Below are 12,784 nucleotides of genomic sequence, written 5' to 3'. Positions count from 1 at the left end.
GACACCTCAGTGCGGCCGGCCGCTCTTGTGGAGGGCCGCACTCGCCCGGAACCGCAGGCGTGAGCAGCGGTCCTTCGTCTCCTGGCCGGCGTCGTCCGGACAGCAGCAGTGGCGGGCGAGCCACCGCAGATCGTCCGGTGCGAGCCAGAGGGCGACGCGGTCCCGCTCGGCCTCCGCCCGCGGGTCCGTGGGTACGGTGTCGGTCATCCCGCGAGCCTACCTCCGCCCCGCCATGGCCATCTGACGCTGCGTCAGCTAACGTCCCCCTCCACCGAGCCGTACCGGAGGGGGACTTGCCATGCCCGTCACGGTCGTCCGTTTCAACCTCGTCGCCCCGGGGGCCACGCCCGCCGCCCTCTCCGCCCGCTACCGGGCCGCCCTGGAGATGGCCGCGTACGCCGACGAGCACGGGATCAGCACCGTGCAGACCGAGGAGCACCACGGCGCCGAGAACAACTGGCTGCCGTCGCCGTTCGCCTTCGCCGGCGCGGTGTTCGGGGCGACCCGGAACATCGCGGTGACGGTGTCGGCGGTGATCGGCCCGCTGCACGATCCGCTGCGGCTGGCCGAGGAGATCGCCGTACTGGACCTGCTCAGCGGCGGGCGGCTCGTGACGGTGGCCGGCATCGGCTACCGCCCCGAGGAGTACGCCCTGTTCGACGTGGACTGGAAGCGCCGGGGCCGGATCCAGGACGAGCTGCTGGAGACGCTGCTGGCGGCGTGGTCCGGCGAGGAGTTCACCTACCGGGGCCGTACCGTACGCCTCACCCCGCGCCCGTTCACCGCGCCGCACCCGCTGCTGCTGGTCGGCGGCTCCTCGAAGGCCGCCGCCCGCCGGGCCGCCCGGCTCGGCCTGCCGTTCTTCCCGAGCGCGCATCTGCCCGAGCTGGAGGCGTACTACAAGGAGCGGCTCACCGAGTACGGCACCGAGGGCTGGGTCATGATGCCCGCCCCGCAGACACCGCTGCTGCACGTCGCCGAGGACCCGGACCGGGCCTGGACCGTGTACGGCGAGCACTTCCTGCACGAGGCGCGCACGTACGCCTCCTGGCAGTCGGGGCAGATCCGCTCGGCGGTGAAGTCGGCGGCCACGACGGTGGCGGAGCTGCGCACGGAGGGCGTGTACCGGATCCTCACGCCGGAGCAGTGCGTGGCGCAGGGGCTGGACAACCTGGTCCTGCACCCGCTGGCGGGCGGGATGCCGGTGGAGGAGGGGTGGCGCAGCCTCACCCTGTTCGCGGAACGGGTGCTGCCCGCGCTCGGCGCCTAGGGGGTGTCGCAACGACACCGCCGCCCCCGCTCCAGGCAGTGGCCGGAGCGGGGGCGGCGGATGGTACGAGGAGAGGGGCAGCGGGGACTTGGCCCCTACTCCTCGGTCTCGGGAGGCGATCCGGGAGGATCAGCCCATCTCCTCCAGCGACTTGCCCTTCGTCTCCTTGACGTACTTCAGGACGAACGGGACGGAGAGCGCCGCGAAGACCGCGTAGATCACATAGGTGCCGGCCAGGTTCCAGTCGGCCAGCGACGGGAAGCTCGCGGTGATGGCCCAGTTGGCGATCCACTGCGCGGAGGCGGCGACGCCCAGGGCGGCGGCGCGGATCTTGTTCGGGAACATCTCGCCGAGCATGACCCAGACGACCACGCCCCAGGACAGCGCGAAGAAGAGGACGAACAGGTGGGCGGCGATCAGGGCGACCCAGCCCTGGGTGGCGGGAAGCTTGCCGCCGACCAGGTGGGAGGAGAACGCCCAGGCCTCCAGCGCGAGACCGACGGCCATGCCGACCGAGCCGATGAGGGCGAGCGGCCGGCGGCCGACGCGGTCCACGAAGATCATCGCGATCACGGTGCCGACGATGTTGATGATCGACGTCGTGAAGGAGTAGAAGAACGAGTCCGTCGGGTCGATGCCGACCGACTGCCACAGCGTCGAGGAGTAGTAGAACGCGACGTTGATGCCGACGAACTGCTGGAAGACCGACAGGCCGATGCCGACCCAGACGATCGGCTTGAAGAAGAAGCCGCCGCCGAGCAGGTCCTTGAAGGTGGACTTGTGCTCGCTCTTCATCGCGTGCTCGATCTCGGCGACGCGGGCGTCCAGGTCGGTGCCCTCGCCCTCGACCTCGGCGAGGATCTCCTTGGCGCGCTCACGCTTGCCGACGGAGAGCAGGAAGCGCGGGGACTCGGGGATCGCGAAGGAGAGCAGGCCGTACAGGACGGCCGGGACGACCATGACGCCGAGCATGACCTGCCAGGCCTCCAGGCCCATCAGGTGGCCGCGCTGGTTGCCGCCGGCGGCGTTCAGCAGGCCCCAGTTGACCAGCTGCGAGATGGCGATGCCGATGACGATCGCCGCCTGCTGGAAGGAGCCGAGCCGGCCGCGGTAGGCGGGCGGGGCGACCTCGGCGATGTAGGCGGGGCCGATGACGGAGGCCATGCCGATGGCGAAGCCGCCGACGACGCGCCAGAGGGCGAAGTCCCACAGTGCGAAGGGCAGCGCCGAGCCGACGGCGCTCACCGTGAACAGCACGGCGGCGATCTGCATGACCCGGATACGGCCGATCCGGTCGGCTATGCGGCCGGCGTACGCGGCGCCGATGGCACAGCCGATCAGGGCGATCGCGATGACCTGGGCGAGCGCGGCGGAGCCGATGTCGTAGCGGCCGCGGATGGCCTCGACGGCGCCGTTGATCACGGAGCTGTCGTATCCGAAGAGGAAACCGCCCATGGCGGCAGCCGCCGCGATGAAGATGACGTGCCCGAGATGTTCGGGTTGAGCCGTTCTGGCTCCTGACTGAGGTGCCTGCGCTGTGCTGGTCACGTGTATCTCCTCGGGCCACGGCAACGCTGCCGGGGTGGGGGGCGAGCCCTCTCAGGTGGCGACACCTGAAGGTAAAAGCAACGTTGCAGAGACTATGCCTTCAAGTTTCGAAGTCAATAGTTCAACGGCTGTGAGTTTCGAGATATGCCCGATCATCTCGCGTTCATTTATTGAACGCAGAGTTAGTTGATCTTGAAGAGGGTCAGCGAAGCCGCTGAGAGATGACCTTGGACACTCCGTCGCCCTGCATGGAGACGCCGTACAGCGCGTCGGCGACCTCCATCGTGCGCTTCTGATGCGTGATCACGATCAGCTGCGAGGCTTCCTGCAGCTCCTGCATGATCCGGATCAGCCGCTGGAGGTTGGTGTCGTCGAGCGCGGCCTCGACCTCGTCCATGACGTAGAAGGGGCTCGGCCGGGCCTTGAAGATCGACACCAGCAGCGCGACGGCCGTCAGCGACCGCTCGCCGCCCGACAGCAGGGAGAGCCGCTTGACCTTCTTGCCCGGCGGGCGGGCCTCGACGTCCACACCGGTGGTGAGCATGTTGTCGGGGTCGGTCAGGATCAGCCGCCCCTCGCCGCCCGGGAAGAGCCGGCTGAAGACGCCCTCGAACTCGCGGGCGGTGTCCCGGTACGCCTCGGTGAAGACCTGCTCGACGCGCTCGTCGACCTCCTTCACCACCTGAAGCAGGTCGGCCCGGGTCTTCTTCAGGTCCTCCAGCTGCTCGCTGAGGAACTGGTGCCGCTCCTCCAACGCCGCGAACTCCTCCAGCGCCAGCGGATTGACCTTGCCCAGCTGCTGGTACGCCCGCTCTGCGGCCTTGAGCCGGCGCTCCTGCTCGGCCCGGTGGAAGGGCCGGGGCTGGTTGCGCGGGTGCTCGGGGTCCTCGGGCAGCACCTCGCCCTCGGCGGGCGGCGAAGGCGGCACCGGCAGGTGCGGCCCGTACTCCGACACCAGTCCCGCCGGCTCGACGCCCAGCTCCTCCAGCGCCCTGGTCTCCAACTGCTCGATCCGCAGCCGCTTCTCGGCGCCGAGCACCTCGCCGCGGTGCACCGAGTCCGTCAGCTTGTCCAGCTCCGACTTCAGTTCGCGGCCGGCGGTGCGCGCGGCGGTCAGCTCCTGCTCGCGCCGCGCCTTCGCGGCCTCGGCGGCGGTGCGCTCCCGCTCGGCGCGGGCGAGGGACACCTCGATGTGCGCGAGCAGCTGCCGGGTGCCGGCGGCGACGGCCTCGGCGACGGCCGCCTCGTGCCGCAGCCGGGCCCGGCGCTGCTCGGCACGCGCGCGTGCCTCGCGTTCGGCGCGGGCGGCCCGGTCGAGCGAGTCGGCCCGCCCGGCGAGCCCCTTGACCCGCTCCTCGTGGGTACGGACCTGGAGCCGGGCCTCCATCTCGGTCTGCCGGGCGTTGGCCCCGTCGGCGGCGAGCCGATCGCGGACGGAGGTGTCCGGCTCCTCCTCGACCGGCATCTCCTCGGCGACCGCCAGCCGCTCGGCCAGCTCCTCGGCTTCCTGTACGGCCCTGTCCAGCGCCTCCTGCGCGCGGGCGGCGGCAGCGGCGGACCGCTCCGCCTCCCCGGCGGCGCCGCGCGCCTGCCCGGCGAGCCGGCCGAGCTGCTGGGCGACGGCCGACTTCTCCCGGTCTGCGGCCCTGCGCCGCTCCCCCAGTTCTTCCACGAGGGCGGCGGCCTGCCCGCGGTGCTCGGCCGCCGCCTGCTGTGCCTCGGCGAGGCCCTCGCAGCGGACCGCCAGCTCGGCCAGCTCGGCCGCTGCCTCGTCCACGGAGGCCTGTACCTCCAGCAGGCTCGGCGCGCCGGCGGAGCCGCCGTGGGCGAAGTGGCCGCCGAGCAGGTCGCCCTCGGTGGTGACGGCGGTCAGTTCGGGGTGCGCGTAGACCAGGTCCTCGGCGTCCTCCAGGGTGCCGACGACCACGATTCCCCTCAGCAGGCGGTGGACGGCGGGCATCAGGTCGGCATCTCCGCGCACGAGCTCGGCCGCGAAACGCCCACCGGGGGGTGCCGCGGTCGGCAGTTCGGCGGGTGCGGGTTCATCGTGGCTTGTCGCGCAGTTCCCCGCGCCCCTGCGGGGCGCGTCCCCTCGGGTCGGCTCCGCCGGCCCCGCCAGCAACAGCGCCGCCCGGCCGCCGTCCTGCTTGCGCAGGAGGCGGATCGCGTCCGCCGCCGCTGCCGGGGTCGACACGGCGACGGCGTCCGCCGCCGCGCCGAACGCCGCCGCCAGGGGGACCTCGTAGCCGGGGGTGACCGTCAACAGCTCGGCCGCCGGGCCGAGTACGCCCGTCAGGCGGTCCCGGGCACCCAGCAGTATCCCGGTGCCGTCCTTCCGCCGCAGGCCGAGGGCCAGGGCCTCCTGGCGGGCCTGGGTCGCGGCGCGGCTGCGCTCGGCAGTGGTGAGTGCCTCGCGGGCCGCGCTCAGCGCGGACTCCGCCTCGGCGAGCTGCCGTCTGGCCGCCTCGTGCCGCTCGGCCAGGTCCGCGTCGTCGGCGTCGAGGCCGTCCACCTCGGCCTTGAGCGCCTCGTACTCCTCCTGGGCGGTGACCGCCCGTTCCTGTGCCTCGTCGCGGGCCACGGCCAGCCGGTCGATCTCGGCCTGCGCCGAGGCCGCACGCGAACGGGCCGCGTTGACCTGGCCGTTGAGGCGGGCCAGACCCTCGCGGCGGTCGGCGATGGCGCGGGCCACGTCCTTCAGCCGGCGCTCCTCGACGGCCAGTTCCCGCTCCAGCTCGGCCCGGTGGGCGACCGTGTCGTCCAAGGCGTGCTGGGCCGCGTCCAGGGCGGCCTCCAGCTCGGCCTCCTGTTCACGGATGCGGGCGGCCTCGCGCTCCAGGTCCTCCGGGTCGCGCCCGCGCCGCTCCTCGGGGGAAGCGGACGTCGCGCTCTTCACGCGCGCGTCGGCCAGCGAGATCGTGCCCCGTACGCGTTCGGCCAGCTGGGACAGCTCGTACCAGGTCTGCTGGGCGCGCTGGAGGCGCGGCGTGAGCTGCCGTACCTCGTCCTCCAGCAGGGCCTCGCGCTGCAGGGCCTTCCTCAGCTCCTGCTCGGCCGACTCCTTGCGCTCCTTCAGGGCGGCCTCGTCGGCGATCTCGCTCTTCAGCGCCTCGCGCAGCCGGACCAGGTCGTCGGCGAGCAGCCGCAGGCGGGCGTCGCGGAGGTCGGCCTGGATGACGGCCGCTCTTCTCGCCACCGCGGCCTGCCGGCCGAGGGGCTTGAGCTGGCGGCGCAGCTCGTCGGTCAGGTCCTGCACGCGCGCGAGGTTGGCCTGCATCGCGTCCAGCTTGCGCAGGGCCTTCTCCTTGCGCTTGCGGTGCTTGAGGACGCCGGCCGCCTCCTCGATGAAGGCGCGGCGGCCCATGGGGTCGGCGTGCAGGACGGAGTCGAGCTGGCCCTGGCCGACGATGACGTGCATCTCGCGGCCGATGCCGGAGTCGGAGAGGAGGTCCTGGATGTCGAGGAGCCGGCAGGTGTCGCCGTTGATCTGGTACTCGCTGCCGCCGTTGCGGAACATGATCCGCGTGATGGTGACCTCGGCGTACTCGATGGGCAGCGCACCGTCGGAGTTGTCGATGGTCAGGGACACCTCGGCGCGGCCCAGCGGGGGGCGGCCGGTGGTGCCGGCGAAGATGACGTCCTCCATCTTGCCGCCGCGCAGCGACTTGGCGCCCTGTTCGCCCATGACCCAGCTGAGCGCGTCCACGACGTTGGACTTGCCCGAGCCGTTCGGTCCCACGACACACGTGATACCCGGTTCGAACCGGAGTGTGGTCGCCGAGGCGAACGACTTGAACCCGCGGAGGGTCAGGGCCTTGAGGTGCACGCCGTCGGACTCTACCGGGCGCCGCTATCTCACTCCACGAACCCTCCGGGCCACGCGGTTTCACCAGTGAACATGCAGGGCACACCGTACGTTAAAGAGGGTGAAAGCATGCGGGGGCAAGAAGAAAGAAGGAAGGGACGCCGGAGCGTCCCTTGCAACTCTGACGACTGGGTTGCAGCCGTCCGGTCGACTGAGCGGTTGAATCGGCAGCCCGATGACTGCGACTGCTGTCGTGGAGCGATGCAGTAATCAGGTGAGCGCAGGCTCCGCCTGGTGTGCGTCGATGCTCTCCATGATCCTGTCCTGAGAGGCGGCAGCCGTCAGCGCGTCGTTCTCCGCCTGGATCCGTACGAGCTCGGACTCCAGGTCCTGGACACGCTGCTGCAACCGTCGCATCTCGGCGAGGAGTCGAGGGTCGGAGCCGCCGACGTAACCGAGAAGCGCCTTTGCCATGATGGATGGTCCTCCACACTGAGTGACCGACCGATGCGGTGTGGGTCGTGAGGGATTCGCACCCGCGGTGCTTGGCACATCCGGGTGTTGCTCTGCTGTTGCTTCATGCCAAACAGCTAAGGTGCGCGGGGCTTTCAGCGTCTCACCAAAAAGTTTGACGGTCAACACGATCACACCCCGTATTGGTGGGCGAACCGGGGGCACGCGGCCGGGAAATCGGCGGCGCGGCGACTCTTCCGGTGCCTCGGGGCGTGTCGATCAGTCGTAGCAGGGGAGCCTGCCATGCCGGGCTCTTCTTGGCAACCACCAGGCCATTTCCACCCTCCACACGCGCGCCCGGCACCTCTTCGCGCGCCTGCCGGTGCGGCGTCGCGGACCCCGGTCAGCGAATGGCGAAGCCGTCGTAGCCGCCTCGGGGTGTGTCCCAGATCTCGGTGACGCCTTCCACGCGCCCGGGCGTGTCGGTGCCCTGGAGCCAGTCGAGCAGCCCCTCGCAGTCCTCGCGCGGCCCTTCCGCGACCACCTGGACCCGGCCGTCGGCCAAATTGAGAGCAAAACCACTCAGGCCGCCGATCTCCAGCGCCTTCGCACGCGTGAACCAACGAAAACCCACACCTTGGACGCGTCCACGCACCCAGGCGACCAGCCGTACATCCTCGCTCATGGGTGCAACCTAACCGGCCGATGTCGCTCGGGACGCGTCGCCTCCCGACGCCATGGGGTACCGTCCCCACCCAATGCATCTCATATGAAACTCACTCGATCGAGTGAGTCGGGTGGGCCAGAGGGAGTCAGGCGCCACCAGGGACCGGGGAGCCCGCGAGGACGAGGAAGAGGGCAAGGGGATGGGACGGCACCGACGCTCCGCCGCCGGCCGCGCCGCCGAGGGACGCGCCACGGGGGTCACGCACACGGACACCTCCGCCACCGGGAGCGACGGCCCACCGGACCCGTACACGCGGGACGCGTACACGACCGACTCGTACACGACGGACTCGTACGCCCAGGACCCGTACACGACGGACATGTACACGCAGGACCCGTACGCCCTGGAGCTGTACCGGCGGGACGGGATACCCAAGGGCATCGCGCCGTACCTGAACCCGGAGGCCTACACGGGGGCGAACCCCCGGGCCCGCGCCTATCCGTTCGCCGACGGCCGTGGTGCGGGCTCCGGGGCGGGCGGCGGGTTCACGCCGGGCGGCGACTCCTCCCGCCGTCGGCGCCGCAAGAGGGCCGGCGGGCCGGTGCGCGTGGGCCTGCTCGGCACGGCCGCCGCCGCCCTGCTCGGCACGGCCGCGGTGGCCACGGGCGTGGTGCCGGGGCTGGAGCACTACAGACTCGGCGGCGGCACGGACACCGGCAGCGACTCGGTGCAGGCGGCCGGCTCGCCGGGCAACACGGCGACCGAGCAGGGCGGCACGTCGGGCGGCGCCGACCGCCGCGAGGGCGACGCCGGCGCCGGCAGGGCCGCGACGCGCCCGGCGTCCCCGAGCCCGTCCGCCTCCGCCTCCGCCTCCGCCTCTACGTCGGCCTCCCCCTCGGCCACGCCGTCCAGGACGGCGGGCGGGATCCCGGCGCCCCGGGCCACCGCGTCCCGGCCGGCGAGCAGCCCGTCGCGTACGGCGAGCAAGGCGCCCGCGGCGAGCGCCGCGCCGGCGTCGGTGTCGGCGCGGAGCGCCGCCGAGGCGGAGGTGCTGAGGCTCGTCAACCAGGAGCGGTCGAAGGTCGGGTGCAGCCCGCTCACGGCGAACTCCTCGCTGACCAGGCTGGCCGAGGCGTTCAGCGACGACATGGCCGCGCGGGGCTTCTTCGACCACACCGACCCGGACGGCAAGTCGCCGTGGGACCGGGCCTCGGCGGCCGGGATCAGCAACCTCGGCGGCGAGAACATAGCCCGCGGCCAGGCGGACGCCCAGGCCGTGATGACGGCCTGGATGAACAGCCCCGGTCACAAGGCCAACATCCTGAACTGCGACTTCAAGACCCTCGGCGTCGGTGTCCACCTCGGCACGGGCGGCCCTTGGTGGACGCAGGACTTCGGTTACTGAGGCTCTCGGTCACCGAGGCTCACAGAGCGCGGCGGTAGGCCAGCCCGGGGCGGCCGCTGTGCGGGAGCCGGGTCTCGCCGGTGACGGTGAAGCCGGTGCGGGTCAGCACCGTGCGCGAGGCCGGGTTGTCGAGGGCGGCTGCGGCGCGCAGGACGCTCAGGCCGTACCGCTCGGCGGCGAGCACGCACACCTCGCGGACGGCCCAGGTGGCCAGCCCCCGTCCGGCCGCGTGCTCGGCGACGCGGTAGCCGAGTGCGGCGCCGCCTTCGGCCACGTCCACGAGGTTGACCCGTCCCAGTACTTCGCCGTCGGCGCCTGCCACCACGTGGAAGTAGCACTCTCCCGCCTCCTGCTCCGCCAGCAGGGCGCGCAGCCGCTCGTCGAACCGGGCGAAGAAGTCGTCACCCCGGTCCGGGACGGACGCGGCGAAGTACGCGCGGTTCTCCCGCTCGAAGGCGAGGAGCGCGGGGGCGTGGTCCGGGCGGAGCAGGCACAGCTCGGGCATGCCGGGACCGTACGCGACCCGGCCCGCCCTCGTCTCCCGTATTTCCCCCGAATCTCCGGCGGCCTCAGGCGGCGCTGCGACCGCGCGTGAACACCAGCGCCGTCTCCGTCACCCGGCGGCCCAGGTGCTCGGCGGTGGCGATGTCCGCCTTGTGGACGCCCTCGGGACCCTGGTCGTTGTTGCTCTGCGCGGCGGCGCCGGCGAAGAAGCCGAGGCGGTTGAGGTCGTTCTCCGAGGCGGTGCTGGCGTTCCAGCCCGGGAGCAGACCGAGGTTGACCCAGTGCATGCCGTGCTGGGCGGCGAGGGTCTGGAAGAACTGCAGGGTGTGCAGCTTGTCGCCGCTCTTGGAGGCCGAGTTGGTGAAGCCGGCGGCCAGCTTGTCCTGCCAGGCGCGGGTGAACCAGCGGCCCGAGGTGCCCTCGGCGAAGACGTGGAAGGCGCCGGAGGCGGTGCCCATGTAGGTGGGCGAGCCGAAGACGATCGCGTCGGAGCGGTCCAGCGTCTCCCACTGCTCGTCGGTGATCTCGTCGACCTTGATCAGGTGCACCTCGGCACCCGCGTCGGCGGCGCCGGCGCGCACGACCTCGGCGAGGACGGCGGTGTGGCCGAAGCCGGAGTGGTAGGCGATGGAAACGACAGGGGTGGTCACGACAGACTCCTCGATCGGACAGCCCGGAGGGCGAGTTGGCAGCTCAAAAGCAGTGACCCTAGGAAAGCACTAACTTCTGGTTAGTGCAACCTGGTGGTTAGCGCTGTGTGTGCGTATCCTTCTGTCATGAGCGCCACGCCCCAGGAACAGGACCACCTCGCGGACACCCTCGCGTACGACGTCTTCGCCAAGGCCTGCCCGTCGCGCGCGACGCTGGAGCACGTCACGGGCCGCTGGGGCGGGCTGACGCTCGGCGCGCTGTACGAGGGGTCGCTGCGCTTCAACGAGCTGCGCCGCCGGGTCGACGGGGTGAGCGAGAAGATGCTGTCCCAGACGCTGCACGCGCTGGAGCGCGACGGACTGGTGCACCGCGAGGCACAGCCGACGAATCCGCCGCGCGTGGACTACGAACTGACCGCGCTCGGCCGCGAGGTCGCCGGGCGGCTGCTCGCCCTCATCCACTGCGTGGAGGGCGCGATGGACGACGTGCTCACGGCACGCGCGCGTTACGACGAGACGCGCGGCGCCCTCTGACACTTCGGGCAGAAGTAGCTCGACCGGTTCATCCACGGGCGGCGGCGGATCGGCGTACCGCACCGCCCGCAGGGCTCGCCCTCGCGGCCGTACGCGTCCAGGGACCGGTCGAAGTAGCCCGACTCGCCGTTGACGTTGACGTACAGGCTGTCGAAGCTGGTGCCGCCGACGGCGAGCGCCGCGTTCATGACGTCCCGGACGTGGCCGAGGAGTTCCTGGGTGACCGGGCGGGTGAAGTTCGCCGTCGGGCGCTCGTAGTGGACGCGGGCGCGCCACAGCGCCTCGTCCGCGTAGATGTTGCCGACGCCGCTGATCAGCGACTGGTCGAGCAGGGCCCGCTTGATGGTGGTGCGCTTGCGGCGCAGCGCCCGGTGGAAGGCGTCGTCGTCGAACAGCGGGTCGAGGGGGTCGCGGGCGATGTGCGCGATGACGTCGGGCAGGCCGTCGGGGGTGTTGTCGTGCAACGACAGCCCGCCGAAGGTGCGTTGGTCGACGAAGCGCAGCTCCGTGCCGAGGGAGTCCGCGAACCGGACACGGATGCGCAGGTGCTTCTCGTCCGGCGCCTCGTGCGGCTGCACCAGCAGCTGGCCGCTCATGCCGAGGTGGGCGAGGACGGACTGGTTCGTCTCCTCCAGCGGCAGCCACAGGTACTTGCCGCGGCGGCTCGGGGTGCCGATGTGCCGGCCCTTGAGGCGGTGCGCGAAGTCGTCGGCGCCCGCGATGTGCCGGCGTACGGCGCGCGGGTGCAGCACCTCGACCTCGGCGACGGTGCGCTGGGCCACCCAGCGCGCGAGACCGCGCCGTACGACCTCGACCTCGGGCAACTCGGGCATCGGGACCCCCGTACAGAGCGCTCGCACGGAGCGGTGGATGAGCCGAGCGCCCGCCCGCCGGGAACGGCGGTGCGGGCGCTCGTGCTGCTGTGGGTCAGGCCGGAGCGGACGAGGACTCGCCGTCCTCGGCGTCGGCCCCGGAGGCTTCGTCGGCCGCCTCGGCGGCCCTGGCGCGCTCGTCCGCGGCGGCCTTGATGGCCCGCCAGGCGGACTCGGCGGCCTGCTGCTCCGCCTCCTTCTTGCTGCGGCCGGTGCCGGTGCCGTACGAGACGCCTCCGACGCGGGCGGCAGCAGTGAAGGTCTTCTCGTGGTCGGGGCCGGTCTCCGTGACCAGGTACTCGGGCACGCCGAGCCCCTCGATCGCGGTCAGCTCCTGGAGACTGGTCTTCCAGTCCAGGCCGGCACCGAGGTTGGAGGACTTCTCGATCAGCGGGTCGAAGAGCCGGTGCACCAGCTCGGACGCCGCGTCGAGGCCCTGGTCGAGATAGACCGCACCGATCACCGCTTCCAGGGTGTCGGCGAGGATGGACGCCTTGTCCCGGCCTCCTGTGCCCTCTTCACCACGGCCGAGCCGGATGAAGGCGCCCAGATCGAGGCCACGGCCGACCTCCGCCAGCGCACGCGAGTTGACCACCGCGGCCCGCAACTTGGCCAGCTGGCCTTCGGGCAGGTCGGGGTGGGTGCGGTACAGCGTGTCCGTGACGACGAGGCCGAGCACGGAGTCCCCGAGGAACTCCAGCCGCTCGTTCGTCGGCAGACCGCCGTTCTCGTACGCGTACGAGCGGTGGGTCAGCGCGCGCACCAGAAGGGCGGACTCAAGCTGATAGCCGAGCCGCCCTTCCAGAAGCGTGTGGGACGAGGCCTGGTTGTCCGCCGGGCTCCCGCTCGCACGGGAAGAGTTCTTCTTGGGCGTGGACACAGTGCCTCTCACCTGGCCGCTCAGACTTCGAGGACCTGGCGCTTGTTGTAGGTGCCGCAAGACGGGCACGCGATGTGCTGCTGCTTGGGCTCGTGGCAGCGCTCGCACGCAACCAGGGTGGGGACCGCAGCCTTCCACTGCGACCGGCGGTGGCGCGTGTTGCTGCGCGACATCTTCCGCTTCGGAACAGCCACGG

The 12,784-nt window shown here is 71.6% G+C and carries 13 protein-coding genes; 3 read left to right on the top strand and 10 right to left on the bottom strand.

Features of this window, described 5'->3' with window-relative positions:
• Nucleotides 1-6: 6 nt before the first annotated feature.
• On the bottom strand, nucleotides 7-207 hold the full coding sequence (locus tag AC4OXY_RS33425) for a hypothetical protein (RefSeq protein WP_356024577.1): 201 nt from the start codon (nucleotides 205-207) through the stop codon (nucleotides 7-9).
• A gap of 91 nt (nucleotides 208-298) precedes the next feature.
• Here AC4OXY_RS33425 and AC4OXY_RS33420 point away from each other — a divergent pair, with 91 nt between their 5' ends.
• Complete coding sequence (locus tag AC4OXY_RS33420; RefSeq protein WP_491991550.1) at nucleotides 299-1,270, top strand: LLM class flavin-dependent oxidoreductase; 972 nt, start codon at nucleotides 299-301, stop codon at nucleotides 1,268-1,270.
• A 129-nt stretch (nucleotides 1,271-1,399) separates the two neighbouring features.
• On the opposite strand, the gene AC4OXY_RS33415 is transcribed toward AC4OXY_RS33420, so the two are convergent.
• The 4 genes from AC4OXY_RS33415 to AC4OXY_RS33400 form a co-directional block, all read right to left on the bottom strand.
• Nucleotides 1,400-2,818: a sugar porter family MFS transporter gene (locus tag AC4OXY_RS33415; RefSeq protein WP_362823246.1), complete on the bottom strand. Its 1,419-nt coding sequence runs from the start codon at nucleotides 2,816-2,818 to the stop codon at nucleotides 1,400-1,402.
• Between the two features lie 202 nt (nucleotides 2,819-3,020).
• Nucleotides 3,021-6,644 (bottom strand): chromosome segregation protein SMC, encoded by a 3,624-nt coding sequence (gene smc / locus AC4OXY_RS33410; protein ID WP_491991549.1) that lies wholly within the window; start codon nucleotides 6,642-6,644, stop codon nucleotides 3,021-3,023.
• Nucleotides 6,645-6,893: 249 nt separating this feature from the next.
• Nucleotides 6,894-7,097, bottom strand: coding sequence for a hypothetical protein (locus AC4OXY_RS33405; RefSeq protein ID WP_023546484.1), 204 nt, complete (start codon nucleotides 7,095-7,097; stop codon nucleotides 6,894-6,896).
• A gap of 382 nt (nucleotides 7,098-7,479) precedes the next feature.
• Entirely contained in the window at nucleotides 7,480-7,761 is a 282-nt protein-coding gene (locus AC4OXY_RS33400; RefSeq protein ID WP_356024586.1) for an acylphosphatase, read from the bottom strand.
• A gap of 181 nt (nucleotides 7,762-7,942) precedes the next feature.
• Between AC4OXY_RS33400 and AC4OXY_RS33395 the strand changes: the two genes are divergently transcribed.
• Complete coding sequence (locus AC4OXY_RS33395; RefSeq protein ID WP_491991548.1) at nucleotides 7,943-9,148, top strand: CAP domain-containing protein; 1,206 nt, start codon at nucleotides 7,943-7,945, stop codon at nucleotides 9,146-9,148.
• Nucleotides 9,149-9,167: 19 nt separating this feature from the next.
• Here AC4OXY_RS33395 and AC4OXY_RS33390 read toward each other — a convergent pair whose 3' ends face one another.
• Nucleotides 9,168-9,653 (bottom strand): GNAT family N-acetyltransferase, encoded by a 486-nt coding sequence (locus AC4OXY_RS33390; RefSeq protein WP_491991547.1) that lies wholly within the window; start codon nucleotides 9,651-9,653, stop codon nucleotides 9,168-9,170.
• 64 nt (nucleotides 9,654-9,717) lie between these two features.
• Nucleotides 9,718-10,302: a flavodoxin family protein gene (locus AC4OXY_RS33385; protein WP_491991546.1), complete on the bottom strand. Its 585-nt coding sequence runs from the start codon at nucleotides 10,300-10,302 to the stop codon at nucleotides 9,718-9,720.
• Nucleotides 10,303-10,428: 126 nt separating this feature from the next.
• Between AC4OXY_RS33385 and AC4OXY_RS33380 the strand changes: the two genes are divergently transcribed.
• Entirely contained in the window at nucleotides 10,429-10,836 is a 408-nt protein-coding gene (locus AC4OXY_RS33380) for a winged helix-turn-helix transcriptional regulator (protein ID WP_356024596.1), read from the top strand.
• Here AC4OXY_RS33380 and mutM read toward each other — a convergent pair.
• The 3 genes from mutM to rpmF all read right to left on the bottom strand — a co-directional run bounded on the left by mutM (nucleotide 10,809) and on the right by rpmF (nucleotide 12,782).
• Entirely contained in the window at nucleotides 10,809-11,669 is an 861-nt protein-coding gene (gene mutM, locus AC4OXY_RS33375; RefSeq protein WP_356024598.1) for a bifunctional DNA-formamidopyrimidine glycosylase/DNA-(apurinic or apyrimidinic site) lyase, read from the bottom strand. The two genes, AC4OXY_RS33380 and mutM, sit on opposite strands and share 28 nt — an antisense overlap.
• A gap of 94 nt (nucleotides 11,670-11,763) precedes the next feature.
• On the bottom strand, nucleotides 11,764-12,600 hold the full coding sequence (gene rnc / locus AC4OXY_RS33370) for a ribonuclease III (protein ID WP_376289285.1): 837 nt from the start codon (nucleotides 12,598-12,600) through the stop codon (nucleotides 11,764-11,766).
• A gap of 8 nt (nucleotides 12,601-12,608) precedes the next feature.
• Nucleotides 12,609-12,782, bottom strand: coding sequence for a 50S ribosomal protein L32 (gene rpmF / locus AC4OXY_RS33365; RefSeq protein WP_003951102.1), 174 nt, complete (start codon nucleotides 12,780-12,782; stop codon nucleotides 12,609-12,611).
• Between the last annotated feature and the right edge of the window lie 2 nt (nucleotides 12,783-12,784).

This window comes from Streptomyces sp. HUAS MG56 (assembly GCF_058673395.1).
This window is presented reverse-complemented; position numbering and strand designations above follow the sequence as displayed.

Coding starts and splice junctions, on each gene's coding strand:
- AC4OXY_RS33390 (WP_491991547.1), bottom strand. CDS start 9,653: ATGCCCGAGCTGTGCCTGCTCCGCCCGGACCACGCCCCCGCGCTCCTC.
- AC4OXY_RS33420 (WP_491991550.1), top strand. CDS start 299: ATGCCCGTCACGGTCGTCCGTTTCAACCTCGTCGCCCCGGGGGCCACG.
- mutM (WP_356024598.1), bottom strand. CDS start 11,669: ATGCCCGAGTTGCCCGAGGTCGAGGTCGTACGGCGCGGTCTCGCGCGC.
- AC4OXY_RS33400 (WP_356024586.1), bottom strand. CDS start 7,761: ATGAGCGAGGATGTACGGCTGGTCGCCTGGGTGCGTGGACGCGTCCAA.
- AC4OXY_RS33425 (WP_356024577.1), bottom strand. CDS start 207: ATGACCGACACCGTACCCACGGACCCGCGGGCGGAGGCCGAGCGGGAC.
- AC4OXY_RS33380 (WP_356024596.1), top strand. CDS start 10,429: ATGAGCGCCACGCCCCAGGAACAGGACCACCTCGCGGACACCCTCGCG.
- AC4OXY_RS33405 (WP_023546484.1), bottom strand. CDS start 7,097: ATGGCAAAGGCGCTTCTCGGTTACGTCGGCGGCTCCGACCCTCGACTC.
- AC4OXY_RS33395 (WP_491991548.1), top strand. CDS start 7,943: ATGGGACGGCACCGACGCTCCGCCGCCGGCCGCGCCGCCGAGGGACGC.